Here is a 26,245-nt window from a genome sequence, read left to right on the forward strand (position 1 = left end):
AAGGTCATGGCGCAGAACAGCGCGTTATCAACGCTGAAAGATCTGGCTGAAAAAGAAGTTGATGATGCCGCATTGCAACTTGGCGCAATGCGACGCGGGTGCCAACAGGCTGAAGAACAGTTGAAGATGTTAATCGACTATCAGCATGAATATCGCACCAACCTTAACACCGACATGACGCAGGGCATTGGTAGCCAGCGCTGGATTAACTATCAGCAGTTTATCCAGACGCTGGAAAAGGCGATTGAGCAGCATCGCCAGCAGCTTAACCAGTGGACGCAAAAAGTCGATACCGCGCTGAATTTCTGGCGCGAGAAAAAACAGCGGTTGCAGGCCTGGCAAACCTTACAGGACCGGCAGATTGCAGCCTCGACCCTGGCGGAAAACCGTCTGGATCAGAAAAAAATGGATGAGTTTGCCCAGCGCGCATCAATGAGGAAACCAGAATGATCACACTGCAACAACTGCTGATGACCGACAGCGACCCGTCCGGCGGCACGCTGACCGGAAAAGGCGCTGAGGGCGCGCAAGATTTTCTCTCTCTGCTGGCGGGCGCGCTGACCGAGACCACCGGCAAAGGCAAAGATGCTCCGCTGACGCTGGCCGATCTGAAAGCGGCGGGAAGCAAGCTGTCGACAGCGGCACAGGAAAAAAACGGTGATACCACGCTCCAGGCCAAAATCGCCGAGCTGCTCTCCCGCCAGGAGACGCTGACCGGTGAAGATACCGCCGTCTCCCTGCAAAGCCTTGTCTCCGGTCTGAAACCCGCAGCGAATACGGATGCGCTGAAGGCGCTGACCCGGATGGACGCGAAAGCAAACAGCGAGACCACGACTGAAGAAGAGGAGCTGGCCGGGTTAAGCGCGCTGATGGCGATGTTACCGCACCAGCAGACTACCACCCCAATGGCGACGCAGCCAGCAAGCACCGGGGAGGTCGCCCCCCGTGCCGCCCTCCCCTCTGCGCTAGCCCAGACGGACAACGGCCAGCATCAGCCGCTTAGCCATGCGTTAACGGGTCAGGAAAAAACGTCGGTTCAGGACAGCGACACGTCGCTGCCCGCCACGGCAGCCGTTACGCCAGCTGTTGCCGCCGTCGCGGAGAAGCAGGACGTAGTGAGCACGGCGTCGTCTGCCGCCAGCCCAACCGCGACGCTGGCCCCGATCGTTAGTCACCTGGCCCCCCCCCAGCCTGCCGCTACCGTTGCGACCGCGCCGGTGTTAAGCCAGCCGCTGGGCACGCACGAATGGCAGCAGAATCTAAGCCAGCACATCACCCTGTTCACCAGACAGGGCCAACAGACCGCAGAGCTACGCCTGCACCCGGAAGATCTGGGTCAGGTGCAAATTTCGCTTAAGCTGGATGACAACCAGGCGCAGTTGCAGATGGTTTCGCCCCACAGCCACGTTCGTGCGGCGCTGGAAGCGGCCCTGCCGATCCTGCGCACGCAGCTTGCGGAAAACGGCATACAGCTTTCCCAAAGCAGCGTCAGCAGCGAAGGCTTTGCCGGGCAGCAGCAATCTTCATCCGGGCAACAACAGCACGCTTCGCGTTCAGGCCAGCATGGCGGGTTTAACGAGGAGAGCGAAGAGTTATTGCCTGCCCCTGCCGCCCTGCAATCCGCCGCGCGCGGCAGCCGTGCCGTAGACATCTTTGCCTAAACGCCAGAGGTAACGTGATTATCCCCGTCTTTTCCACGCTTTGACCTAAGCCGGACACGGGATAATCACCGTATTAAGCTGTACCGAAACAGGAAGCTCGTATCAGATGACAGACTCCGCTATCACCAAAAAAAGCAAGCGTTCCATCTGGATCCCGCTGCTGGTGTTGATTACCCTCGCGGCCTGCGCCACCGCAGGCTACAGTTACTGGCGTATGCAGCAGGAACCCTCCAGCGCAGCCGCCAAAGCTGAAGCGCCGCCTCCACCGGCGCCGGTCTTCTACCCGCTGGATACGTTCACCGTGAACCTCGGCGATGCGGATCGCGTGCTTTACGTGGGCATTACGCTGCGTCTGAAAGATGAAGCGACCCGTGCACGTCTGAACGACTACCTGCCAGAAGTGCGTAGCCGTCTGCTGCTGCTGTTTTCTCGTCAGGATGCCTCCGCGCTCGCCACCGATGTGGGCAAGCAAAAGCTGGTGGATGCGATCAAACAGACGCTGGCGACCCCGCTGGTCAATGGCCAACCTAAGCAGGAAGTCACTGACGTTCTGTATACAGCCTTCATTCTGCGGTAACGACATGGGCGACAGTATTCTTTCTCAGGCAGAAATCGATGCGCTGCTCAATGGCGACAGCGATAAGAGTGACGATCCGAAGCCGGGTCTGACCGGCGACGATAATATTCGTCCCTACGATCCCAATACCCAGCGTCGCGTGGTGCGCGAGCGTTTACAGGCGCTGGAGATCATCAACGAACGTTTCGCACGTCAGTTCCGAATGGGGCTGTTTAACCTGCTGCGTCGTAGCCCGGATATCACCGTCGGTGCGATCCGCATTCAGCCGTATCATGAGTTTGCCCGCAATCTGCCGGTGCCAACCAACCTTAACCTGATCCATCTGAAACCGCTGCGCGGTACCGGCCTGGTGGTGTTCTCGCCAAGCCTGGTGTTCATCGCGGTGGATAACCTGTTCGGTGGCGATGGCCGTTTCCCGACCAAAGTGGAAGGCCGCGAGTTTACCCATACCGAACAGCGCGTGATTAACCGCATGCTGAAGCTGGCGCTGGAATCCTACAGCGACGCGTGGAAAGCGATTAACCCGCTGGAAGTGGAGTACGTGCGTTCCGAGATGCAGGTGAAGTTTACCAACATCACCACCTCACCGAATGACATCGTGGTGAACACCCCGTTCCACGTCGAGATCGGCAACCTGACGGGCGAGTTCAACATCTGCCTGCCGTTCAGCATGATTGAACCGCTGCGCGAACTGCTGGTGAACCCGCCGCTGGAGAACTCACGCCATGAAGATCAGAACTGGCGTGAGAACCTGGTGCGCCAGGTTCAGCACTCGCAGCTGGAGCTGGTGGCTAACTTTGCCGACATCTCCATGCGGTTATCGCAGATCCTGAAATTACAACCCGGCGACGTTTTGCCGATAGATAAACCCGACCGCATTATTGCCCATGTGGATGGCGTACCCGTGCTGACAAGCCAGTACGGCACAATTAACGGCCAGTATGCGTTACGCGTTGAGCACTTGATCAACCCGATTTTGAATTCGCTGAATGAGGAACAGCCCAAATGAGTGACATGAACAATCCGTCCGATGAAAACAGCGGAGCACTGGACGATCTGTGGGCTGACGCGTTAAACGAGCAAAAAACGACGCCGACGAAAAGCGCGGCAGACGCGGTCTTCCAGCAGTTAGGCGGCGGCGACGTCAGCGGGACGTTACAGGACATCGACCTGATTATGGACATTCCGGTCAAGCTGACCGTTGAGCTGGGCCGCACCCGCATGACTATTAAAGAGCTGCTGCGCCTGACGCAGGGTTCCGTGGTAGCCCTGGACGGTTTAGCGGGTGAGCCACTGGATATTCTGATCAACGGCTACCTGATTGCACAGGGCGAAGTAGTGGTGGTGGCCGATAAATACGGCGTACGTATCACCGACATCATTACCCCTTCCGAACGTATGCGTCGCCTGAGCCGTTAAGTATGAAAACCCAGGCAACACTGTCCGCGCCCTCCGCCGTACCCGGCTCCCCGCTGCTTCAGGTGAGCGGCGCGCTGTTCGGTATTATTGCCTTTATCCTTATCGCCGCCTGGCTGGCAAAGCGTTTCGGGCTGGCGGGGAAAACGGCCGGCACGCGCGGACTGAAGGTCAGCGCCAGCACCACACTCGGCCCACGCGAGCGCGTGGTCATTGTGGAAGTGGAAGATGCGCGACTGGTGCTGGGCGTGACCGCCTCCAGCATTAACGTTCTTCACACGCTGCCCCCTGCGCCTGTCACGGTGGAGGCTAACGCCCAGGCCCCTGCGGATTTTCAGTCCGTTATGAAGAGTTTGCTCAAGCGTTCCGGGAGATCCTGATGCGCCGTTTGTTATTGCTTACGCTGGCAGGTCTGGGCCTGTTCGCGCCTTCTGTGTATGCGCAGCTGCCGGGGCTGGTTTCCACGCCGCTGGCGAACGGGGGACAAAGCTGGTCCCTCTCCGTGCAGACGCTGGTGTTCATCACCTCACTGACCTTTATCCCGGCGATCCTGCTGATGATGACCAGTTTCACCCGCATCATCATTGTGTTTGGTCTGCTGCGAAATGCGCTCGGCACGCCGTCCGCGCCGCCCAATCAGGTGCTGCTGGGTTTAGCCCTGTTCCTGACCTTTTTCATTATGTCGCCGGTGATCGACAAGATTTACACCGAGGCGTACCAGCCGTTCAGCGAAGATAAAATTTCCATGCAGGTTGCCCTGGAAAAGGGGGCTCAGCCATTACGTGAATTTATGCTTCGCCAGACGCGCGAAGCGGATTTGGCCCTGTTTGCCCGTCTCGCTAACACGGGCGAGTTACAGGGACCGGAAGCGGTGCCGATGCGCATTCTGCTGCCAGCGTATGTGACCAGTGAGCTGAAAACGGCGTTCCAGATTGGCTTCACCATTTTCATTCCGTTCCTGATTATTGACCTGGTGATCGCCAGCGTCCTGATGGCGCTCGGGATGATGATGGTCCCGCCCGCAACTATTGCCCTGCCCTTTAAGATCATGCTGTTCGTGCTGGTCGATGGCTGGCAACTGCTGGTCAGCTCGCTGGCGCAGAGTTTCTACAGTTGAGGAGCACGCAATGACGCCTGAGTCGGTCATGATGATGGGCACGGAAGCGATGAAAGTCGCGATTGCCGTCGCCGCGCCCCTGCTTCTGGTTGCGCTGGTAACCGGTCTGATTATCAGTATTCTTCAGGCCGCCACGCAGATTAACGAAATGACCCTGTCGTTCATCCCGAAGATCATCGCCGTCTTCGTGGCGATTATCGTTGCCGGGCCCTGGATGCTCAATTTGCTGCTGGACTACATGCGCAACCTGTTCACCAATCTGCCTTACATCATCGGCTGACGGACGATGCTGCAATTCACCAGCGATCAGTTTGTTCAGTGGCTCGGGATCTATTTCTGGCCGATGCTGCGCATCATGGCGCTGATCTCCACCGCCCCCATACTCAGTGAAAAGTCGGTGCCTAAACGCATCAAAATTGGGTTGGGCATGGTTATCACCATTATCGTTGCCCCTTCCCTGCCGGCGGTGGATATTCCGATTTTTTCCCCGAATGCGATCTGGATTGCCCTGCAACAGGTGATGATTGGCGTGGCGGTCGGATTTACGATGCAGCTCGCCTTCGCCGCGGTACGAACGGCGGGCGAACTGATCGGTTTGCAGATGGGTCTCTCTTTCGCGACGTTCGTTGACCCGGGCAGCCATCTGAATATGCCCGTGCTGGCGCGTATTATCGACCTGCTGGCGATGCTGTTGTTTCTCTCGTTCAACGGCCACCTGTGGCTCATCTCTATGCTGGTGGACACCTTCCACACGCTGCCGATTGGCGACAACCCGGTGAACAGTAACGCTTTTCTGGCGCTGGTGCGGGCTGCCGGGCTGATCTTCCTCAACGGGCTGATGCTGGCGCTGCCTGTCATAACCCTGTTGCTCACCGTTAACCTCGCATTGGGTTTACTCAACCGAATGGCCCCGCAGCTGTCGGTATTCGTCATCGGCTTTCCGGTGACGTTGACGGTTGGCCTTTTATTAATGTCATTATTGATGCCACTTATCGCCCCCTTCTGCGAGCATTTATTCAGCGAGATATTCAATCTCTTAGCGGATATTGTCAGCGAACTTCCACGCAAATAATAACCCGCAGTGTTTGCAATGTCTTTCTGAGGATATTCCTAAAAATAATCTTGAAAAACATCTACCAGGATATATCTGACGCGGTTTAAATGTTTCTAACCACCTCACAATACTTAATATTTACTTTACTTTAAGATGATTCCTGGCAAATTATACGTAACTTTACGGGATAGTGAGTTCGCCTGAAAGTCTTTGTCATGCTCACAGGTTTTATTAGATTTTTTCCATCCCGTATGGCTGTTTATGAGCTCTCAGGCAGGTGGTGAATTATCGTTACGCATTGAGTGAGGGTATGCCATGTCAACGATCATTATGGATTTATGCAGCTACACCCGGCTAGGGTTAACCGGGTACTTAGCAAGCAGAGGGGTAAGAAAGAGAGACATCAACGATGCACACACCGTTGAAGAACTCGCAGCCGCTTGTGAGACTCACAAGCCCGGCGTGGTGTTTATTAATGAGGACTGTTTCATTCACGACCCCGCTAACAGTCAGCACATTAAGCAGATCATTAATCAGCATCCCAGAACCCTGTTTATTGTTTTTATGGCGATCGCCAATATTCATTTCGATGAGTATTTGTTGGTGCGTAAAAACTTATTAATCAGTTCGAAATCGATTAAACCAGAGTCGCTTGATGACATTCTGGGCGATTATTTGAATAAAGAAGTTAAGAATGTAGGGGCGGTTAACTTACCCACCCTATCATTAAGCAGAACTGAATCAAGTATGCTAAGAATGTGGATGGCTGGACAAGGGACAATTCAGATCTCAGACCAGATGAATATCAAGGCAAAAACAGTATCGTCACACAAAGGAAATATTAAAAGGAAAATTAAAACGCATAATAAGCAAGTGATATATCATGTCGTACGCCTGACAGATAATGTGACGAATGGGATTTTCGTTAATATGCGCTAATTTGCACGGCCATGTTGTACCCTACCTTGATCTCTGGCCTGGCCAGAGATTTTGCTTTTCAGCAGCCGGGCCGGGGAGAAGACGCCCCCGACGCCGCCCTATTCCGCCGTTTCCACAAAGATCCCATCCGGGTGCCCCAGTTCGTTGAAGAACCAGATGCCGAGCGGGTAATCTTCCAGCGACACCAGATACATTGTGCCTTCATTAAACTCTTCTATTGCCAGCACCACGCCCGGGCGGCGCGGCCCACCGTCCGTTTTGACGGTTACCCGATCGTTGACCTTCATACATTCCTCCTGTGGTTTTGAGCCAGTGTAGAACAAATTACCCTGGCTGGCATCGCCGCCTGACGCGAATGGCGTTTTTGTGTGCGGTCTATACTTAGCTGTTGAGACGGTTAAATGAGGAGCCCGCCATGAAGACTGACAAAGAGTACAGCGACACCATTAAGCGTGAGGTGGAAGTGGATGTCGATGCCCTGCTTGCCGCCATTAATGAAATCAGTGAGTCCGAAGTTCATCGCGCGGAGGATAATTCAGACCGTGTCGTGGTCAATGGTCGTGATTACCATACCTACCGTGAACTGGCTGAAGCATTCGAGCTGGATATCCATGACTTTAGCGTCTCGGAAACGAACCGCTAAGGCGAAAAAAATCCCGGTCATGGGGATGACCGGGATCAAACTTGCTTATGCAAGAAGCACTTGTAAATTCGTTACACCAGGAAATCTGATGCAGGTAAGACATTATCCCCAACAGATTTGTCTTACAAGCATATATTCTCTTAGCGAATATTATATTTTATACATGTGAATTTTGGTTATGAGTATAAACATGCGCCGCGTGTGGGTTTATCGGGATCGTTTCCACTTCAACGGGACATCAATGCTGAGTTTTTTTAAGACTTTTCTTAGATGAACATCATTATTCAGGAGACGTTATGCCTTCGCTAAAGGAGACTCTGCTCGTCTTTACCGATCTCGACGGTACGCTGCTGGATTTTCACACTCTCGACTGGCAGCCTGCCGCTTCCTGGCTGAAGAGATTACAGGATGAACAGGTACCAGTCATTCTGTGCAGCAGCAAAACCGCGTCCGAAATGCGTGACATCCAGCAGGAACTTGGCCTTGGCGGGCTGCCCTACATTGCGGAAAACGGCGCGGTGATCCAGCCTGACGTACGGTGGGAAAACGCCGCACGGTTCACCTCAGAAAAGAAGCATGACGATATCCGGCAGTTTATTGCCCGGGTACGCCAGGAGATGCATCTGAAATTCACCACCTTCGACGATGTGGATGAGCGCGTGGTCGCCGAATGGACCGGGCTAAGCCGTCCCCGTGCGGCGCTTGCACGTAAACACGAGGCTTCCGTGACGCTGATCTGGCGTGACAGTGATGAACAAATGAAACGCTTCGCAGCCGAACTGGCCCGGCAGGGGCTGAAGATCGTCCCGGGTGCTCGCTTCTGGCATATTCTGGACACGAGCTGTGGCAAAGACGTGGCGGTGCACTGGCTTGTGGAACAGTATCGCCTGCACGACGGATTTGACCCGACAACGCTGGGCCTGGGCGACGGCCCCAATGATGCCCCTCTGCTGGACAGCGTAGCCTTCGCCGTGGTGGTGAAAGGCTTCAACCGGGAGGGGGTCAGCCTTAAGAACAACGATCCCACACGGGTTTATCGCACTCAGCACACCGGACCGGCCGGCTGGCGCGAGGGGCTTGATTACTTTTTAACGTGATCCTGCCAGATGACCCGGTTACGCCCGCGCTGTTTCGCCTCATACAGACGCGCATCGGCGGTGGATTGCAGATTTTCGAAGTGATAATTGCCCTTCTCCTGCGCGCCAGAGACGCCAAACGACGCGCTCACGCGCAGGGTAGTACTTTTCTTAATCAGGATCTCTTTGCTGTCGATACGCTCACGGATCTGCTCTGCAACTTCCGCTGCCTCTTCAAGCGTCATGCCGGGCAGCACCACACAGAACTCTTCGCCGCCGACGCGCCCGGCAATATCTTTAGTGCGCAGGGTACTGGCAATCAGCCCCGCAGCATGGGACAACACCTTATCACCCGCCTGGTGCCCGAACCGGTCATTAATGCTCTTAAAGCAGTCAAGATCGATCTGGATGACAGAGAAAGGCAGCGCCTGCTGTTCACACTGCTTCGCCAGTATTTTCGCCCGCTCAAACAGCGCCCCACGATTATTCAACCGGGTCAGAGGGTCGTGCCAGGCCTGCCATTGCAGCGAATTCTGCAACGAATACATATTACTGACCATGCGCCGGATCACCAGCCATGAGATGAGCAGCATCGCGGTGAACAGCGCCCAAAGCAATGCCAGCACAATACTGATGCTGCCGAAATCGCCGCGCACCCCTTCATCCAGGGTGTGCACGCGCAGGACGATGCCATCAAAGTGGTCGAGACGCTCCCAGCTGACAAAACGACTCCCCAGGCGAATGCCGCCTTCGGAATCCGATTCTATTGCGTGCGCTATCTGCGCTAGTTCGGGCGCGTCAAAATGATTAACGTCCGCAGCAGATGATCCAGACGTCGCAAGCAGGGTGAGACGACTGTCATACAGCTGGTATTCCCCTTCCGGGTTATCGCCTATGGCCTCCACCAGCAGACGACGCAGGGTGGCAAAGGTGAAATCCATCGCCACCACGCCATACCAGACGTGATTGTAATAAACAGGCACACTGGCGGTGATCAGCGGCTTTTTGCCCACAAAGGAGGAAGGAGGCGAGATAAACCAGCGCACGGCACGCGCACGGTTCTCACGCTCGGACTGTTGGGTAAACCAGGGCTGAGTGACCAGATGGTAGTAACGCTGCACGATATCGCTGGCATTTTCCGGCGTATCCGTTTCCAGAAAGAATCCGGCGCGAGAGACATAAATCACGCGCTCTTCGTTGCCGGAAGAACTGGATGCCAGACGCAATAAATACCCCACTTCAAGCGCGGCGGACAGTTCATTATCAAGAAACTCATCATCGCGATTCAGAAGGGTGGTCTTTTCAACGAAGGCATCCGACACACCGTTGATCGGCAATGTGCGCTGTTTATCAACCTCAATTTGCCAGGTGGGGGATGTGCGCAAACGGGCAAAACGCTTTACCGCATCATGTAGCACGCCAAACGCCAGCGGCGTTTCCAGCGCATCACGCATGCTGTGGCGAAAAAACAGCATTTTATCGACGCTGAACTGGAGTTGTCTGTCCAGCGCACTGGCAACCGTTTCCAGATGGTTACGCTGACTGGAGATATAGGCATCTTCCAGTACCACAACTTCGCGCCAGGTCAGGAGGGTGGAAAAGATCAGGACAACGATAAAACAGAGGTTAACAACCAAACGGGGATTGCTACGCTTATGCAGCCACTGCAAAAAAGATTGTTTTACAACAAAGGTATTGTGCTGCACACGCACTCCCTGAGTGTCGCTCACCATCCGATATGATAAGTCTTCTGCCAGTAAAAACGCCCGGCAAGGCCGGGCGTTGTGTGATTAAGCCTTATCGCGTTTTTGCCTTTTATCACCAGGCTGAAGCTCATCTTCACGAAAAGCCTCCCGCTTAATGCCGTATCCGTCATGCCACCGGCACTCCACCATTCCACTGGAATAACCGGTGACAATCATGCATGGACCACCATTCTTTGGCTTAACTTCATCACTGACCAAAAAGACCATACCTGCCTCCTGTATCAGGGTGAAACGTTTTCAATTTAGACGAGGAATGGTCTTTTTGCATCCGGGGTCAGCAAAAATTAATGCGATTTTCCGCGTACTTTTTCTACCAGCTTGACCACTGCCACCACAATGACACCTACGATAAAGCCCAACACAAGGTTAAGCAGCGTCGGCAGAATGGCGGCGATCACCGAACCATGTCCCGACGCCAGATGTTCAATTGCATGATGCAGCGAAGCAACGCCGTGCACGATAATACCGCCGCCGACCAGGAACATCGCCAGAGTTCCCACTATCGACAAACTTTTCATCAGCCACGGTGCCAGCACCAGCAGGCTTTTGCCGATAACGCGGGCAATGGCGCTGGATTTTTTTTCCAGCCAGAAGCCGATATCATCCAGCTTGACGATCAGACCGACCAGCCCATACACCCCAACCGTTACAAGAATGGCAATCAACGAAAGCACCATGACCTGATTCATCAGCGGTGCTTCGGATACGATCCCAAGCGTAATCGCCACAATCTCGGCCGAAAGGATGAAGTCAGTACGGATCGCACCTTTGACCTTATCGCGCTCGAACGTTTTTGGATCCTGCGCGGCCAGCGCTTCCAGACGCTGCTGACGCATTTCCGGGGTGTCTTTCTCTTTGCGTGCGGCAAACATATGCAACACTTTTTCGGCACCCTCGAAGCACAGGAACGCCCCGCCAATCATCAGCAATGGCGTAATGGCCCAGGGTATAAAGGCGCTAATGAGAAGCGCCAGCGGAACAAGGATCACCTTGTTAATAAAGGACCCTTTCGCTACGCCCCACACCACCGGCAGCTCACGGTTCGCCCGTACGCCGCTGACCTGCTGCGCGTTAAGTGACAAGTCATCCCCCAGTACCCCGGCGGTTTTTTTCGCCGCCAGTTTCCCCATGACTGAAATGTCATCCAGCAAGGTGGCGATATCGTCCAGTAATGTTAATAAGCTACTTCCTGCCAAAATCTCTATCCTTCTTTTTTTGCTAATTAAGTGAATAGTATGGAACAAAACTCAGCGCCCGGAAACAGGCACCTCACGTCAACAAAAATTTCACATTAACAACACAATTAAAGCACTCGCCAGCCCGATAGTTTTGGCGTTAACTATGAGCGAACTTTTTATTTCGTCGTGAGGGACTATGCGTTTTCGGCATTTATTACCGCTCATTGGAGCACTTTTTTCCCTGTATATCATCTGGGGATCCACCTACTTTGTCATTCGTATTGGCGTGGAAAGCTGGCCCCCGCTGATGATGGCCGGTATTCGTTTCCTTATGGCTGGCGTGCTGCTGATGGCGTTTTTATTGCTGCGCGGCCACAGGCTACCGCCGCTGCGTCCCTTGCTTAACGCCGCCCTGATCGGCCTGCTGCTGCTGGCGGTGGGCAATGGTGCAGTAACCGTCGCCGAACACCAGAACGTGCCGTCGGGCATCGCCGCCGTGGTCGTCGCGACCGTGCCGCTGTTTACGCTCTGCTTTAGTCGTCTGTTCGGGATCCGCACCCGTAAGCTCGAATGGCTGGGCATCGCGATTGGGCTTGTAGGTATTATCATGCTGAACAGCGGCGGAAACCTGAGCGGAAACCCCTGGGCTGCCGTTATGATCATGATCGGCTCGATGAGCTGGGCCTTCGGCTCGGTCTACGGCTCCCGCATTGAGCTGCCCTCCGGGATGATGGCGGGTGCCATTGAAATGCTCGCGGCAGGCATCGTGCTGCTGATTGCCTCGGCGTTGACGGGTGAAAAACTGACGGCAATGCCAGATCTCTCAGGTTTCCTGGCCGTCGGGTATCTGGCGCTCTTTGGCTCGATTATTGCCATCAACGCCTATATGTACCTGATCCGCAACGTCTCACCGGCGGTTGCCACCAGCTACGCCTACGTTAACCCGGTGGTTGCCGTGCTGCTGGGTACCGGTTTTGCGGGCGAAGTGCTGTCGACGATTGAATGGCTGGCGCTGGGCGTGATTGTCTTTGCCGTGGTGCTGGTCACGCTGGGTAAATATTTACTGCCCGCGAAACCGATTGTCACGGCGTGTGAGGTGGAGAAACCGTGATCGGGTGAATGCCCTGGGTATCGATCTGCGCGGCCTGACCGCCGCCGCAGATCCACTCTTCCAGCCGCTCCGTCAGTTCCACGTCATTCAGCTTCATTCTTCCGCGCAGTGCGCACTCCCAGACAATCAGCACCCGCCAGCCCTGGGCGTAAAGCTGCGAAACATCGCGTTTATCACGCTCGACGTTCCTGCCAATCTTCTCCAGCCAGAAGTCGGTGCGTGTCGCCGGGACTTTAAACAGATAGCAGTCGTGATGATGCCAGAAACAGCCGTGGGTAAAGATGATGCATTGATACGCATCGATCACGAAATCAGGACGCCCGGCAAGCGTGGCATCCTGAACCCTGAATTCAAACCCGATGGAGGTCAGGAGGCCAGCGATCCTTTTTTCGATCGCGGTATCACGCGTGCCGATGGCACGCATGTTTTTACTGCGCGTGGCCTTATTGTGAACGTCCGCCATTGACGGCCTCACTCTGACGCAGCTGAACGGCCTTGCTGATGCGTGAGGCCAGCAGTTTTGCGACGGCGGCAAAGGCTGGCACCACCACCGAGTTGCCAAACTGACGATAGGCTTGTGTATCCGACACCGGAATGCGAAAACTGTAGCCCTGCGGCGCCTCAAAGCCCATTAAGCGGGCGCACTCGCGCGGCGTTAAGCGCCGCGGTCGGTGCTGTTGATTCTGAGGGTCGTCGAAATCTTTTTCGCCCAGCGCCTTATCCCAGCCCCGATCGATAAGAATTTCCGCGCCATCTTTGTAATAGCGCGCCGACAGCGTACGCGTCACGCTGTCAGGATTAAGCGGATTGACCATGCCAAACCCAAAGCCATTGCCTTTGGCCTGATGCTTTTTGGCATAGCGATAGAGGTATTTCCACAGCACTGGCGTCAGAATGAATTTCGCATCGACGGCGGGCTCCAGCAGATCGGCCACTGTCGGACGGCGCGCCGGATACAGCGAGGGCAAATCGCGCAGCGTAAAATCGCCTTTCAGATTGAGATCGCGGCGGAATCCCACCAGCACGATGCGTTCGCGGTGCTGTGGCAGGAAGTGTTTGCCGTCGATAATTTTCGGATCGTCCGGCCCCATGTCCTCTGCATCCGCCACGTCGTAACCCAGTTCATCCAGCGTTTGCATGATAATGCGGAAGGTTTTGCCGCCGTCATGACTCTTTAAATTCTTGACGTTCTCCAGCACAAAAATTGCCGGGCGGCGGGCATCAATAATCCGGGCAACATCAAAGAACAGTGTGCCCTGCGTATCACAGGCAAAGCCGTGCGCACGTCCCAGCGCGTTCTTTTTCGACACGCCAGCCAGTGAGAACGGCTGACACGGGAAGCCTGCCAGCAGCACATCGTGCGCCGGAAGGGTGTTGCGAATGTGCTCAGCGGCTTCTTCGTCGCTGACGCCGGTTTTGTGGCTCAGGGTGACGTCGCGGATGTCGGCATTGAACTGGTGCTCGTCGGGGTCGCAGTACCAGTTCGCCTTATAGGTGCGGACGGCATGTTTGTTCCATTCACTGGTGAACACGCACTGCCCGCCAATAGCTTCAAAGCCATGGCGAATGCCGCCAATACCGGCAAAGAGATCGATAAAGCGAAAGGCATAATTCGGATGCGCAGCAGGCGGCCGCGGCAGCAGGTTGCGCAGATAACGGAACTCGCCGTCGCTCAGGCGGTGCCCTGCCCTGTCGCTTATCAGCAGCCGCTTGAGTATTGCCGGGCTCCAGTGGCTCTCGCCATGTGCCACCAGCTGGTTTGCCAGCGTTTTAGCATCGTACATTTCCAGCAACTGACGCAGGAGTGCCTGCACGGCTGCCGTTGATTTCTCAACCCGCTCAGGCGCGGGCACAGTCACTGATCGATTTTCCTGCATTCTCTTAACCGGACAATAAAGACAGAAAACAGAGTACCACAGTTCAGGATCGCACACTGCGACGGAAATGGGTCAATATCTGGCTGTCGGTTCCGAGGTAATCGCCCTGTAATTCAGCACTCAGCTTCGCCATAAACTGGATCAGGAAATCGGCATTGTGACGCGCAAGTTCGCGTCCCCGTGCGGTTTGCATGGTGTCCGGCAGGCGCAGGAGTTTGGTCTGAAAGTGATCGAGCGCGAAAGCTTTATCATCCAGCGCACGCGCCCCGGCAAACGGGTCGTCGGCATCAAACAACGCGGTGCCCAGCGCACCGGACACGGCAAAGACGCGCGCAAGGCCGATGGCGCCTAACGCCTCCAGCCGGTCGGCATCCTGGACCGTTTTGGCCTCCGGGCTTTGCGGCGCGATACCGGCACTGAAGCTGTGCGCTTCAATGGCATGCTCAACGGCCGCATACCGATCGGGCGGAAAATCAGGAAAATCGCGGCTCAGGATCTGGCGCGTTTCTCGCGCTGCCAGCCGCGAGGAGTGACTACGCTGCGGGTGATTTTTCGGCAGGCTGACAATGTCATGGAAGTAGCATGCGGTCAGCACAACCAGCGGATCGCAATCCCCGTCAGCCATAATGGTCTGCGCCGTCATCCAGACGCGGCGAAAATGGGCGATATCGTGCGCCGCATCATCAGTAAAATGATTTTCGTCGAGCCAGCGCTCAAAACGGTGCTGCCACTGCGCAAGTTCCATCATCCCATCCTGTTGCTCAAAAGAGAGTGAATTATAATACACCCGAATCAAAACCCTTAATAAATAGAATTTAGAAATACTTAATAATAATTACCCACTATATTTTCAATGAATTAATTCACGCGAAAAATAAAGAGATAAAAAGAAATATTTTGTAATATTTTTACCAGTTTAATTACATTTATTTTTGAACCTAAATAATAATCCATAGAATAGTATCAGCCATGTAGTTACGGAGGGTAATTACATATATTCAGACAATTTATATTTAAAGGGAATATATAATGAAAAGAAAAGTTCTGGCAATTCTTGTACCCGCGTTATTAATGGCTGGCGCAGCAAATGCGGCGGAAATGTATAACAAAGACGGCAACAAAGTTGACCTGTACGGTAAAGTTGATGCACGTCATACCTTCTCCGACAACCCAGGCGACGACGGCGATGAAACCTATGTCCAGATTGGTTTCAAAGGCGAAACACAAATTAATAACGATCTTATTGGTTACGGCCAGTGGGAATATAAAACCTACGCTAACGATACCGAAGGCGCAGGCGACACCTCTTTTAACCGTCTGGCCTTTGCTGGCCTGAAATACGGCGAATATGGCTCATTCGATTATGGCCGTAATTACGGCGTCGTGTATGACGTTGAAGCCTGGACCGATATGCTGCCAGTATTTGGTGGCGACTCCTATACCTGGACCGACAACTATATGGTTGGCCGTACTAACGGTGTGGCGACCTACCGTAATAATGACTTCTTCGGTCTGGTTAACGGCCTGAACTTTGCACTGCAATATCAGGGTGCTAATGAAGGTGCTAACGCAAACGAAAATCAGGAAGGCACCAAAAACGGCCATGATGATGTTCGTTTCCAGAACGGCGACGGCTTCGGTATGTCAACTACCTATGACTTCGATTTCGGTCTTTCGCTGGGTGCCGCTTATTCATCGTCTGACCGTACCAACGACCAGGTTGCTTACGGCGCAGGTACCTATAATCGCTTCAGCAAATATGCCGGCGGTGAACGTGCGGAAGCGTGGACAATCGGTGCAAAATACGATGCGAATGATGTCTACCTGGCAATGATGTATGCAGAAACCCGCAACATGACTCCGTACGGCAATGATGGCATCGCCAACAAAACTCAGAACTTTGAAGCCGTAGCGCAGTACCAGTTTGACTTCGGTCTGCGTCCATCCCTGGCGTGGGTCTATTCAAAAGGCATCGATTTGGGTGGTAACGATTATCATCCAGGCAATGGTTATGACTATGTAGACCAGGATCTGGTTAACTACATCGACGTGGGCATGACCTACAGCTTCAACAAGAACTTCTCCACCTACGTTGATTATAAAATCAACCTGCTGGACGAAGATGATGCCTTCTACAGTGACAACGGTATTGCAACCGATGACATCGTTGGCATCGGTATGATCTACCAGTTCTGATCCCCATAAATAGCAAAGCCCGCAACGCGGGCTTTTTTTATTTGACGCTGAAATATTACGGCGCTTCCTGCAAGGCCAGGCGAACAAACCCGTTATTCTGTGCCAGTAATTCATGGGCTTTCCAGGCATCCATACCCGTCAGCACCATTAGCACCGCCGTTTTACACTGATGGTTACAGCTTTCCAGCGCCGCCTTCGCCTGCGCCCGGGAGCATCCCCCCGCTTCCATTACAATGGCAATTTGTCGCTCGGCCCATCTGGTATTGCTTGCCTCCAGATCAACACGCAGGTTGCTGTACACCCGTCCTGTCCGTATCGCCAGACCGGTGGTGACCATATGCATTATCATGCTTTGCGCAATGCCCGCTTTGGCGTTGGTATACCCGGCAACCACATCCGCGCCCAGATCGGGGGCAATAACCATGCTCGCCAGCTGCGCCGCTTCACTTTGCGCATCCTCCGTAATGAGCGCGACCGTTGAGCCCAGAGACCACGCATGACGCATCGCGCCCCAAACCCATGGCGTTTTGCCGCTGACGGACAGCGCCAGCATCATGTCATGCTCGCCGAATTTTATCGTCTGAAGGTCGGCAACGCCGCGCGCGTAGCTTCCGGCGTTATCGCCTGCTGTCATCGCAATGACCGGATGTTTTCCCGGCGCGAACGCTTCTGCCGCCTGCTTCGCCACGCCTCCGGACGCGCCTGCGCCGATCAGCACCAGACGTCCGCCGTGACTAAGCGTCGCCGCCGCGTTATCCACCACGCGAGCCAGCATACTTAAGTGAGGGGTAAGTGCAGAAGAGATTTGTGCGTCATCCTGGTGTATGACATTAAGCATATCCAGCGTAGATAATCTGTCGATGTTCATCGTGCTGGCGTGCCGTCTTTCCCTGGCCGTACCGGTAAGCATAATGCTCATAAACTGCCTCCTTATTATGAGTACCCCCACACTATAAAGTGTTTTATACAGGTCACATGAGAGAAGGCTCACGAAACGCCTCTCTTTACATGGCTTTATGAAATGCCCGTCATCAGCGATAATTAGCCCTTTCTTTTTCATCGCGGAGTGTTAATGAGCGATTTGCAGCCCTTCCCCCCGACGCGCAAGCGCCCTATGAAGCTGAATACGCTGGTTACGCTGATGGTGTGCGCCATTATCGGCTCTGTGCTGCTGGTGGTCTTCGCGCTGTACTCTGTGCAGATCACCCGTGCCACGCGCGATGACGTGAAAGATACTGCGCTGGGTATCGCCCGAACGCTGGCCGACAGCCCGGAGATCAAGCGTGGCCTGATGGAATCGCCGCAGGCCGGCATCATCCAGCCGATTGCCCAGGCGGTGACGAAGCGCAACGACCTGCTGTTTACCGTGGTTACCGACCTGCGTGGGATCCGCTATTCCCATCCAAACGAAGCGCTGTTAGGTTTGCATTTTATTGGCGACGATCTGACGCCCGCCCTCGAAGGGAAAGAGAATGTCTCCGTGAACCGCGGCGCACTCGCGGAAGCACTGCGCGTCTTTACGCCCGTTTATGACGATCGGCACGACCAGATCGGCGTGGTCGTGGTGGGTATTTCGCTGAATAAAGTTGAAGATCAGATTGCCCGCGGTCGGCTCAATGCCGTGTGGACCATCTTATTCAGCGTTCTGATGAGCTCAGTGGCGATATGGGGTCTGGTCCGGGTTCTGAAACGTATTCTCTTCGGGCTTGAGCCTTACGAGATCTCCGCCCTCTTTGAGCAGCGCCAGGCCATGTTGCAGTCCCTGCGCGAAGGCGTGATGGCTGTAGATATGCACGGGCGCGTGACGATGATTAACCACACCGCCAGAGAAATTTTGCTCCTGAGCTCGGGTGAGCACTCCGAGAGCAGCGGCGAACCATTGCTGGCCAGCCTGCGGGAAGTGGCGAAAACCGGCATTGCTCGCCAGGATCAAGAGATCGGCTGTAACGGACGGCTACTGCTGTGCAACATGGTCCCCGTGAAAAGCCAGAATCAGGTCATCGGGGCAATCAGCACCTTCCGCGATAAGACCGAAATCAGCCAGTTAATGCAGCGTATCGATGGTATGGTCAACTATGTTGATGCCCTGCGCTCACATACGCATGAGTTTATGAACAAGCTGCACGTGATCCTCGGCCTGCTGCACATGAAGCGCTACGATAAGCTGGAAGAGTACATCATCCAGACCGCACAGAATTATCAGACGGATATCGGCGCGATACAGCGCAAGGTTAAATCGCCGGTCATTGCGGGTTTCCTGCTGGGTAAAATCAACCGCGCCAAAGAGGCGGGAGTGACCCTGACGCTGGCCGAGGAGAGTCAGCTTCCTGACACCAGCAATGAAGAGCAGGTTGCGGTTCTGATCACCGTGCTGGGCAATTTAATCGAAAATGCCCTGGATGCGATGGAAGGTCAGCCGGAAGGCGAGATCGGCCTGCTGCTGCATTATCAGAACGGCTGGCTGAGCGGTGAGGTCAGCGATGACGGTCCCGGCATTGATCCCGAGCGGCTGGAGGCTATTTTTACAAAGGGCTACTCAACAAAAGGTGAAAACCGTGGCGTTGGGCTGTTCCTTGCACGTCAGCAGATCCAGAACCTGGGCGGAGATATTACCGTCGAGTCGGAGCCTGGCGTATTTACCCAATTTTTTGTTCAGATCCCCTGGGATAGCGAGAGGAATATCGCGTGATAAATGTATTAATTGTCGATGATGACGCCATGGTAGCCGACCTCAACCGTCTGTATGTTAACCGCGTTGAGGGTTTTAACTGCTGCGGCGTCGCTTCCACGCTCAACCAGGCCGAAGCATTGATCACAAACCCAGGCCAGCCGATCGATCTGGTGCTGCTGGATGTCTATATGCAGCAGGATAACGGGCTGGATCTATTGCCCATCATCCGGGCATCGGGCCGCCCGATTGACGTTATCATGATTTCGTCAGCCTCCGACGCCGCAACGATCCAGACGTCGATGCACTATGGCGTGGTGGATTACCTGATTAAACCGTTCCAGTTCCCGCGTTTTGAAGAGGCGCTGAACGGCTGGAAGGCAAAGCGCAGTCTGATGGGCTCGCATCAGTATTATGAACAGGCCGACGTCGACAGGCTGATTCACGGCGGCGCGCCGGAGCTGGCCGACAGCAAAAAATTACCGAAAGGCTTAACGCCGCAGACGCTGCGCACCATTTGCCAGTGGATCGATAGCCATCCGGAGATAGAATTTTCCACCGACGATCTGGCGAATGCGGTCAACATTTCCCGCGTCTCCTGCCGCAAATACCTGATCTGGCTGGCGCAAATAAATATCCTGTTCACCAGCATTCACTACGGTGCCACCGGTCGACCGGTATATCGCTATCGTTTGCAGCCGGAACAGGTCGGCCTGCTCAAACAGTACTGCCAGTAATTCGGTAGCTGTCGTCCAGAAGGGTAAAACGGAAGTGGTGCATCGAGGAGATCACCACTTCTTTTGTTTTGGTGACAAAAATGGCTTCAATATCGGGGCGCGAACGCAGCGCGGCGCAGCCCTGCTCCACGCCCATGCCGTAGATCAGCGTGGTCCAGATATCGCCGTCGAGGGAGTCTTGCGAAATAATCGTCACGCTGTCCAGTTCGTTATCCAGCGGGTAGCCGGTACGCGGGTCAAGTATGTGATGATAACGTTTGCCGTTCTGCTCGAAGTAGCGCTCATAGGTGCCTGACGTCACAACCGACCGGTTTTCTACCGTTATGGCGCCAATCAGCGCATCACCGGCGAACGGTTTTTTCAGGCCGACGTGCCAGCCGTCCTCCGGCGAGCCTAACGTCTGGACGTTGCCGCCAAGGTTGATCAACCCGAGTTCGGCGCCCTCTTTATGCAAGTAATCCCGCACCCTGTCGGCGATATAACCTTTGGCGATAGCCCCCAGATCGATCTGCATTCCCTGGCGTGTAAGAAACACGCTGCTGTTGGCGTCATCCAGTACCACGTTCGCAGGATCCGTGATACTCAGCAAGGCGGCGATCTCGTCCGCGGGCGGTACAGCGTCCCCCTTAAAGCCAATTTTCCAGCGTTTGACCAGCGGACCTATCGCCAGGTTGAACGCACTGTCTGTAGGCAGGCTGGCCGCTTTCGCGCAGCGGATCAGGTCAAACACCGGGCGACTGACGACAACCGGATGCTGACCGGCAGCATGGTTGACATCCATCACCTGCGAATCCGCACGGTTGACGGTGAGGAGATCTTCGTACTGTTTGATCAGGCGAAACACGCGGGACGCGAGGGCTTCGTCATGGGAGAAGAGTTTCAGGAGGATGGGCGAGCCCATCAGAACGGCGTTGTAGCTGTAAACGCGATGGCTATCAGGCATTACATAAGTCCTCAGATGTAGCCCCGGCAAGCACCGCGCCGCCGGGGAAACAGGAGCCTTACCGTGTTTTCGAACGCATAGCCGCCTGATGTCCGGCAAGCGTACCAAAAATAATGATATCTGCCACCGCATTACCACCGATGCGGTTACCGCCGTGGATACCCCCGACAACCTCACCCGCAGCAAAGGCTCCCGGCAATACGTTGTGGTTGCTGTCCAGCACGCAGGTTTCTGTATTGATGGTCACACCGCCCATGGTGTGGTGCACGCCCGGCGCAATCTGAATGGCATAGAACGGCCCTTCGTTGATAGGCGCACGCAGCGCGGTGGTGCGGCCAAAATCATCGTCATGCTGTTTTTCCACAAAGCCGTTGTAGCGTTCCAGCGTTGCCAGGAACTGGTGGTGATCCATCCCCAGCGCTTCCGCCAGGGCTTTTGGCGAGCTGGCGCTGGTGACAAACCCTTTCGCGATGTACTCATCCGCGGCTTTGTTTTTGGCGCGAACATGCTCGTCAAAGACGATGTAAGCGTATTTCTCCGGCAGCGCGATGATTTGCGCCGAGACTTTGTCGCGGGTCGACATTTCGTTATAGAAGCGGTTGCCCTGCTGGTTTACCAGAATCGCCCCGCCGCCGCGGATGGATTCGGAAATCAGGTACGACGTTTTCTGCTCAACGGTTGGGTGGATCTGGATTTCGCCCATATCGACGGTGCCTGCGCCAATACGCTCCAGCAGTGCGATACCGCCGCCGGTTGCGCCTTTGTGGTTAGTCGTCACGAACCCTTCCAGGTCCGGACGGTATTTCACCACCATCTGGCTGTTGGCGCTGAAGCCGCCCGTCGCGACAATTACGCTTTTGGTTGCCACGGTGAGGGTTTCGTTCTCTTCGGTGGTCAGACGCACGCCGGTCACTTCGCCGTTTTCGAAGATGATGTCGCTCACGGAGGTATCCAGCATCACCTCGATGTTGCGTTTGTTGACATTGCGCACCAGGCCGCTAATCAGATATCCGCCCACCGCGGAACCGTCTTTCGGACGGTGCGTACGGTCGATGCTCATCCCGCCGGTGGTGGTGATGTCGTTCAGCATAATGCCGCGCGTTGCCAGCCATTCGATGGCCTGCGGCGCGTTCTCGACAAAGCGACGCAGCAGTTCAGGGTTGTTCTTATCGCCACCGCCTTTCAGGCTTTCCTGGTAGAACAGCTCTTTGCTGTCCTGAATGCCCTTCACGCGCTGGAAGCGGGTCTCAGCCGCGTTCATCCCGGCAGAGGCTTTAATGGTGTTCCCGCCAATAGTCGGCATTTTCTCAACGATCAGCACGCTCGCGCCTTCGTCGTGCGCCTGAATCGCCGCCGCCAGACCGGCACCGCCGCTGCCGACCACCACCACGTCCACGCTTTTAGTCTCATTCGGGTCAGCGCCCTCTTCTGCCGCCAGCGCTTTGCTGGATTTCAGCATCGCCTTCGAGACCGCTTTTTTCACCGCCTCGCTCTGGCTGGTTGCGCCGGTGATAGCATCCACGTGCGGGGTATTGGCATCCAGAATACGGGTACGGATCTCTTCGAAGCTGGTGACAAACTCGACGTCTTCACTCGGGCCGGAGGCCAGTTCGATATCGGCGATGCGGTCGGTTTCGAGGCTGACGTTAATCACCAGTTCGTTAGCATCGTCCTGCACTTTTTCAATAAAGGTGCCCGGTTTGAATTTAGATTCGCCCATGCTCATGTCGCGGATCATCGCTTCCACCAGCGAGAAGCGCCACAGCGGTTCCGGGATGCTCAGTTCTTCGCGTCGGGTACTGTCCATAAACAGCTCCAGGCTTTCGCCCGCCGCGATGCGATCGGTCCAGTCCGGATAGGCGATGGTGGCGCGGCCAACGGCAATCAGGTCGTAACCGTGATCCAGCGCTTCATTCACATCCGTGGCATTCACCACGCCGCCAACGCCCATCACCGGTACCTGCGCCAGCGTGTCAGAGCGCATGGCGCAGTATTTTTCGATAAGTGGCGTCGGGTCCTGAGTATCGACGATAGAAGGACGCAGGGCGGCGCCAAGGGAGAAGTGCAGATAATCCACCCCACGAGCGGCCAGTTTTTCCAGCAGATACAGGGTGTCTTCGAAGCGAATGCCGGGGACTTCCAGCTCTTCCGGTGAGAAGCGGTAGCCAACGATGAACGCGTCGTCCGCATACTGGCGCACCATCTTGTGGGTAATGTCCAGCACCGCCAGCGGGAATTTCGCGCGGTTATCGCGGCTGCCACCCCACTCGTCGTCGCGCTGATTAGAGTTCGGGGAGTAGAACTGCTGGATCAGATAGGTATTCGCCCCGTGGATTTCGACGCCATCGAAGCCGGCCTGAATTGCGCGGCGTACGGCTTCGCCGAACTTGCCGATCATGCCTTCCACTTCTTCTGAAGTCAGAGCAACCGGCGTCGCGGCACCGTCACGCGGCGCGGCAACCGCGCTTGGGCCAACCGGCGTGCGGCCGCCGATCAGTTTTGGGTCGACCATACGGCCGCCGTGGTAAATTTGCAGAAGGGCTTTGGAACCTTTGGACTTAATGGCGTCAGCGATTTTTGCCAGTCCGGCGATTTTTTCGTCGTTATCAATACCAATTGCGCCCGGGAACGCAAGGCCGAGATCGTCAACAAAACAGCATTCAACGATAATGGTGCCGATGCTACCAGCGCGGGCACGGTAGTACTCCACCAGCTCGCTGGTCACGGTGCCATCGTAATACCCCGTACAGGTTGTCATCGGGGCCATTAACAAACGGTTTTTCAGTTCAGTACCATTCGGTAATGTGAAGGGGCTTAAAATACGTTCGTTAGTGCTCATAATAGAAACTCCAAACTTTAAAAATTAAGAATTCGTTATCGGTATGGATTTTTTATTTCGTGTTTTTGCCGATGTCATGACATTAATATAAAGCTTTTTTTAGTTTCTAAAGTCATTACGTTAGTTAATAAACTATTTAATCCCTGCGATAACATTAATAACACATTGGTGTTAGCGCGAATGTTTTATACGTTCACATTAATTTAAAAAAAGTTAAATCAACAATGGTAAAGCCAATACACCATACACACCAAAAACCCTTTAAAATCAAAAGGTAAAATACAGCCCAAACTAATAATGTTATAAAATTGATAAATAAAATGCTTAATAATAGCGAATAACCACACTACTCAGAGTGGTTATTATAAAAAGTATAAAATTACGTCCTCAATTCTGTTTTTTTGATCGCGATCAATAGTAATGGCATCCAAAGGCGCAATATAAAAACATCATCATTTTTTATTTAGCGCAAACAAAAATGCGTTAAATCGCTATTACTGAAAACACAAAAACGCACCTTAAATAACTAAAAAAAGCAAAACGAATAAAGCAATCGAATTTGTGTTTTCGCTGTACGACGAATTTTTGACAACTTAAGACGTGAAACTATGAAAACAAAAACTGCTGTAACGCCTCCTGCGGCGAATCTGGCATCAAATGGAACAGCAAAACGCCTGCTGATGATGGCCCTGCCCGTCATTGTCGCCGTCCTGCTGTTGTTTGTCCCCGTTCCGGAAGGGCTGCCGCCATATGCGTGGCACTACTTCGCCATCTTTGTCGGCGTCATCGTCGGGTTGATTTTCGAACCTCTGCCGGGCGCCGTAATCGGCCTCACCGGCGTGGTGGCGATTGCGCTGTGCAGCCAGTGGGTGCTCTTTAGCCCCGAACAGCTGACTGACCCGAAATTCAAGCTGGCGGGCGCCTCCTTTAAATGGGCGGTGAGCGGGTTTGGTAACTCCACCGTCTGGCTGATTTTCGGTGCCTTTATGTTCGCCGCAGGCTACGACAAAACCCGCTTCGGCCGCCGCCTGGCGCTGATTCTGGTGAAGTACCTGGGCCGTCGCAGCCTGACGCTCGGTTACGCCATTACGTTTGCGGACCTGCTGCTGGCCCCGTTCACCCCGTCCAACACCGCGCGCAGCGGCGGGACCATCTACCCGATTATCGCTAACCTGCCGCCGTTGTACGGTTCAAAACCCAACGACCCAAGCGCGCGCAAAATCGGTTCCTATCTGATGTGGGTGGCAATCACCGCGGCTTGTATCACCAGCTCGATGTTCCTTTCCGCTCTGGCACCTAACCTGCTGGCACTGGCGCTGGTGAAAAGCACCGTTGGAATTGATATCTCCTGGGGGACCTGGTTCCTCGCCTTCCTGCCGCTGGGTATCCTGCTGATCCTGACCATGCCGCTGCTGGCCTACTGGTTCTACCCGCCAGAAGTGAAGGTAAACAATGAAGTACCTCTGTGGGCGACCCGCGAACTGGAAAAACTGGGCAAACTGTCGCGCAATGAGATCCTGCTGCTGGTGTTCGTGTGCTGCGCGCTGCTGATGTGGATCTTCGCCGCGGCGTGGATTGAACCGGCCATGGCTGCCCTGCTGATCGTTGGCCTGATGCTGTGGACCGGCGTGCTGGAGTGGAACGACATCACCGGCAACAAAGCCGCGTGGAATACCTTCGTCTGGTTCGCCACCCTGGTGGCACTGGCGGATGGTCTCTCCTCCACCGGCTTTATCAGCTGGCTGGGTAAAGAAGGCGGCATGCTGATGAGCGGTATCTCTCCGGGTGTCGCCACCATCGTCCTGCTGCTGGCGTTCTACCTGCTGCACTACCTGTTCGCCAGCACCACCGCGCACACCACGGCGCTGCTGCCTGCGATGCTGACCATCGCCTCCACCATTCCGGGCATGAATATGGAAGTGTTCGTCCTGCTGATGGTGACCTCGCTGGGCGTGATGGGGATCATTACCCCGTACGGTACTGGCCCAAGCCCGATTTACTACGGTAGCGGCTACCTGCCAACCAAAGACTACTGGCGCCTCGGCACTATCTTCGGCGCCATCTTCCTGGCAGCTCTGCTGCTGATTGGTTACCCGTGGATGTCCATGATGTTCTGATTTCTGACCGCCGGACATTTCCTCCGGCGGTTAAATTTTTGTGGAGCAAGCTATGTCAAACAAACCCTTTATCTACCAGAACCCCTTCCCACTCGCGCATGACGACACCGAATATTATCTGCTGACCAAAGAGCACGTTTCCGTTGCCGAGTTCGACGGTCAGGAAGTGCTGAAAGTCGAGCCAGAGGCGTTGACCCTGCTGGCCCAGCAGGCCTTCCACGACGCAGCGTTTATGCTGCGCACCTCTCACCAGAAGCAGGTTGCGGCTATTCTGAGCGACCCGGAAGCCAGCGAGAACGATAAGTACGTCGCCCTGCAATTCCTGCGCAA

General features: G+C 54.7%; 26 protein-coding genes and 2 pseudogenes. 18 read left to right on the forward strand and 10 right to left on the reverse strand.

Translation table 11 applies throughout. The features are described 5' to 3' along the window. Window positions 1-6 precede the first annotated feature (6 nt). The 10 genes and pseudogenes from fliJ to rcsA all read left to right on the forward strand — a co-directional run bounded on the left by fliJ (window position 7) and on the right by rcsA (window position 6,764). Window positions 7-450, forward strand: coding sequence for a flagellar export protein FliJ (gene fliJ, locus ACOTX2_RS01350; protein WP_006811155.1), 444 nt, complete (start codon window positions 7-9; stop codon window positions 448-450). Then, window positions 447-1,661: a flagellar hook length control protein FliK gene (gene fliK, locus ACOTX2_RS01355; protein WP_063147764.1), complete on the forward strand. Its 1,215-nt coding sequence runs from the start codon at window positions 447-449 to the stop codon at window positions 1,659-1,661. The genes fliJ and fliK overlap by 4 nt, the downstream gene beginning before the upstream one ends. Window positions 1,662-1,767: 106 nt before the next feature. Continuing rightward, the gene (gene fliL / locus ACOTX2_RS01360) at window positions 1,768-2,238 is read left to right on the forward strand and encodes a flagellar basal body-associated protein FliL (protein ID WP_003859598.1); all 471 of its coding nucleotides are present in this window, start codon (window positions 1,768-1,770) and stop codon (window positions 2,236-2,238) included. A gap of 4 nt (window positions 2,239-2,242) precedes the next feature. Then, window positions 2,243-3,247 carry a flagellar motor switch protein FliM gene (gene fliM, locus ACOTX2_RS01365; RefSeq protein ID WP_006811158.1) on the forward strand — a complete coding sequence of 335 codons (1,005 nt, stop codon included), beginning with the start codon at window positions 2,243-2,245 and terminating at the stop codon, window positions 3,245-3,247. After that, window positions 3,244-3,657, forward strand: a complete 414-nt coding sequence (gene fliN, locus ACOTX2_RS01370) for a flagellar motor switch protein FliN (protein WP_003859592.1) — start codon at window positions 3,244-3,246, stop codon at window positions 3,655-3,657. Before fliM ends, fliN begins: the two co-directional genes overlap by 4 nt. 2 nt (window positions 3,658-3,659) lie before the next feature. Then, the gene (fliO, locus tag ACOTX2_RS01375; RefSeq protein ID WP_022648553.1) at window positions 3,660-4,034 is read left to right on the forward strand and encodes a flagellar biosynthetic protein FliO; all 375 of its coding nucleotides are present in this window, start codon (window positions 3,660-3,662) and stop codon (window positions 4,032-4,034) included. Further along, window positions 4,034-4,771 (forward strand): flagellar type III secretion system pore protein FliP, encoded by a 738-nt coding sequence (gene fliP / locus ACOTX2_RS01380; RefSeq protein ID WP_022648554.1) that lies wholly within the window; start codon window positions 4,034-4,036, stop codon window positions 4,769-4,771. Before fliO ends, fliP begins: the two co-directional genes overlap by 1 nt. A gap of 10 nt (window positions 4,772-4,781) precedes the next feature. Continuing rightward, window positions 4,782-5,051: a flagellar biosynthesis protein FliQ gene (fliQ, locus tag ACOTX2_RS01385; protein WP_003859587.1), complete on the forward strand. Its 270-nt coding sequence runs from the start codon at window positions 4,782-4,784 to the stop codon at window positions 5,049-5,051. A gap of 6 nt (window positions 5,052-5,057) precedes the next feature. Further along, window positions 5,058-5,850 (forward strand): annotated as a pseudogene (fliR, locus tag ACOTX2_RS01390) (flagellar biosynthetic protein FliR); the annotation flags it as partial. 290 nt (window positions 5,851-6,140) lie between these two features. Further along, a complete protein-coding gene (gene rcsA, locus ACOTX2_RS01395) occupies window positions 6,141-6,764 on the forward strand; it encodes a transcriptional regulator RcsA (protein WP_022648556.1) in 624 nt (207 codons plus the stop codon). Window positions 6,765-6,862: 98 nt separating this feature from the next. Here the strand turns inward: rcsA and dsrB are convergent, their stop codons facing one another. Then, window positions 6,863-7,051 (reverse strand): protein DsrB, encoded by a 189-nt coding sequence (dsrB, locus tag ACOTX2_RS01400; protein ID WP_003859583.1) that lies wholly within the window; start codon window positions 7,049-7,051, stop codon window positions 6,863-6,865. A gap of 128 nt (window positions 7,052-7,179) precedes the next feature. Here dsrB and yodD point away from each other — a divergent pair, with 128 nt between their 5' ends. Then, window positions 7,180-7,407 (forward strand): YodD family peroxide/acid resistance protein, encoded by a 228-nt coding sequence (gene yodD / locus ACOTX2_RS01405; protein WP_017383339.1) that lies wholly within the window; start codon window positions 7,180-7,182, stop codon window positions 7,405-7,407. Window positions 7,408-7,703: 296 nt separating this feature from the next. Then, the gene (locus ACOTX2_RS01410) at window positions 7,704-8,504 is read left to right on the forward strand and encodes a mannosyl-3-phosphoglycerate phosphatase-related protein (protein WP_063146287.1); all 801 of its coding nucleotides are present in this window, start codon (window positions 7,704-7,706) and stop codon (window positions 8,502-8,504) included. Here ACOTX2_RS01410 and dgcQ read toward each other — a convergent pair. The 3 genes from dgcQ to ACOTX2_RS01425 all read right to left on the reverse strand — a co-directional run bounded on the left by dgcQ (window position 8,489) and on the right by ACOTX2_RS01425 (window position 11,448). Beyond that, window positions 8,489-10,189: a cellulose biosynthesis regulator diguanylate cyclase DgcQ gene (gene dgcQ, locus ACOTX2_RS01415; RefSeq protein ID WP_063147763.1), complete on the reverse strand. Its 1,701-nt coding sequence runs from the start codon at window positions 10,187-10,189 to the stop codon at window positions 8,489-8,491. The genes ACOTX2_RS01410 and dgcQ overlap by 16 nt on opposite strands. Before the next feature lie 84 nt (window positions 10,190-10,273). Next, window positions 10,274-10,456, reverse strand: coding sequence for a YodC family protein (locus ACOTX2_RS01420; RefSeq protein WP_022648559.1), 183 nt, complete (start codon window positions 10,454-10,456; stop codon window positions 10,274-10,276). Window positions 10,457-10,533: 77 nt separating this feature from the next. Next, window positions 10,534-11,448 (reverse strand): DUF808 family protein, encoded by a 915-nt coding sequence (locus tag ACOTX2_RS01425; RefSeq protein WP_169441341.1) that lies wholly within the window; start codon window positions 11,446-11,448, stop codon window positions 10,534-10,536. Window positions 11,449-11,623: 175 nt separating this feature from the next. Between ACOTX2_RS01425 and yedA the strand changes: the two genes are divergently transcribed. Next, on the forward strand, window positions 11,624-12,538 hold the full coding sequence (gene yedA, locus ACOTX2_RS01430; RefSeq protein ID WP_058646935.1) for a drug/metabolite exporter YedA: 915 nt from the start codon (window positions 11,624-11,626) through the stop codon (window positions 12,536-12,538). Here the strand turns inward: yedA and ACOTX2_RS01435 are convergent. The 3 genes from ACOTX2_RS01435 to ACOTX2_RS01445 are packed head-to-tail and all read right to left on the reverse strand — an operon-like array spanning window position 12,510 to window position 15,160. Continuing rightward, entirely contained in the window at window positions 12,510-13,001 is a 492-nt protein-coding gene (locus ACOTX2_RS01435) for a very short patch repair endonuclease (protein ID WP_022648562.1), read from the reverse strand. The two genes, yedA and ACOTX2_RS01435, sit on opposite strands and share 29 nt — an antisense overlap. Then, entirely contained in the window at window positions 12,982-14,415 is a 1,434-nt protein-coding gene (locus tag ACOTX2_RS01440; RefSeq protein WP_100148665.1) for a DNA cytosine methyltransferase, read from the reverse strand. The genes ACOTX2_RS01435 and ACOTX2_RS01440 overlap by 20 nt, the downstream gene beginning before the upstream one ends. 43 nt (window positions 14,416-14,458) lie before the next feature. Next, window positions 14,459-15,160, reverse strand: a complete 702-nt coding sequence (locus ACOTX2_RS01445) for a phosphohydrolase (RefSeq protein WP_023306528.1) — start codon at window positions 15,158-15,160, stop codon at window positions 14,459-14,461. Between the two features lie 284 nt (window positions 15,161-15,444). Between ACOTX2_RS01445 and ompC the strand changes: the two genes are divergently transcribed. Then, window positions 15,445-16,611, forward strand: a complete 1,167-nt coding sequence (gene ompC, locus ACOTX2_RS01450) for a porin OmpC (protein WP_023300494.1) — start codon at window positions 15,445-15,447, stop codon at window positions 16,609-16,611. 55 nt (window positions 16,612-16,666) lie between these two features. Here the strand turns inward: ompC and ACOTX2_RS01455 are convergent, their stop codons facing one another. After that, the gene (locus ACOTX2_RS01455; protein ID WP_023300495.1) at window positions 16,667-17,530 is read right to left on the reverse strand and encodes an N-acetylmuramic acid 6-phosphate etherase; all 864 of its coding nucleotides are present in this window, start codon (window positions 17,528-17,530) and stop codon (window positions 16,667-16,669) included. A gap of 153 nt (window positions 17,531-17,683) precedes the next feature. On the opposite strand from ACOTX2_RS01455, the gene ACOTX2_RS01460 reads away from it, so the two are divergent. Further along, a complete protein-coding gene (locus ACOTX2_RS01460) occupies window positions 17,684-19,300 on the forward strand; it encodes a sensor histidine kinase (RefSeq protein ID WP_045308599.1) in 1,617 nt (538 codons plus the stop codon). Further along, entirely contained in the window at window positions 19,297-20,016 is a 720-nt protein-coding gene (dcuR, locus tag ACOTX2_RS01465; RefSeq protein ID WP_063147761.1) for a two-component system response regulator DcuR, read from the forward strand. The genes ACOTX2_RS01460 and dcuR overlap by 4 nt, the downstream gene beginning before the upstream one ends. Here the strand turns inward: dcuR and ACOTX2_RS01470 are convergent. Both ACOTX2_RS01470 and ACOTX2_RS01475 read right to left on the reverse strand, forming a co-directional pair. Continuing rightward, window positions 19,997-20,959: an FAD:protein FMN transferase gene (locus tag ACOTX2_RS01470; protein ID WP_063147760.1), complete on the reverse strand. Its 963-nt coding sequence runs from the start codon at window positions 20,957-20,959 to the stop codon at window positions 19,997-19,999. The genes dcuR and ACOTX2_RS01470 overlap by 20 nt on opposite strands. Window positions 20,960-21,017: 58 nt before the next feature. Then, window positions 21,018-23,798 carry a flavocytochrome c gene (locus ACOTX2_RS01475; RefSeq protein WP_063147759.1) on the reverse strand — a complete coding sequence of 927 codons (2,781 nt, stop codon included), beginning with the start codon at window positions 23,796-23,798 and terminating at the stop codon, window positions 21,018-21,020. A 608-nt stretch (window positions 23,799-24,406) separates the two neighbouring features. Between ACOTX2_RS01475 and ACOTX2_RS01480 the strand changes: the two genes are divergently transcribed. Together ACOTX2_RS01480 and ACOTX2_RS01485 are read left to right on the forward strand one after the other, a co-directional pair. After that, window positions 24,407-25,915, forward strand: a complete 1,509-nt coding sequence (locus tag ACOTX2_RS01480) for an anion permease (RefSeq protein ID WP_074133615.1) — start codon at window positions 24,407-24,409, stop codon at window positions 25,913-25,915. A gap of 52 nt (window positions 25,916-25,967) precedes the next feature. Next, a pseudogene (locus tag ACOTX2_RS01485) lies at window positions 25,968-26,245 on the forward strand (fumarate hydratase); the annotation flags it as partial.

The sequence above is a fragment of the Enterobacter cloacae complex sp. IR5412 genome (assembly GCF_049237385.1).
GTDB classification, from domain to species: domain Bacteria; phylum Pseudomonadota; class Gammaproteobacteria; order Enterobacterales; family Enterobacteriaceae; genus Enterobacter; species Enterobacter intestinihominis.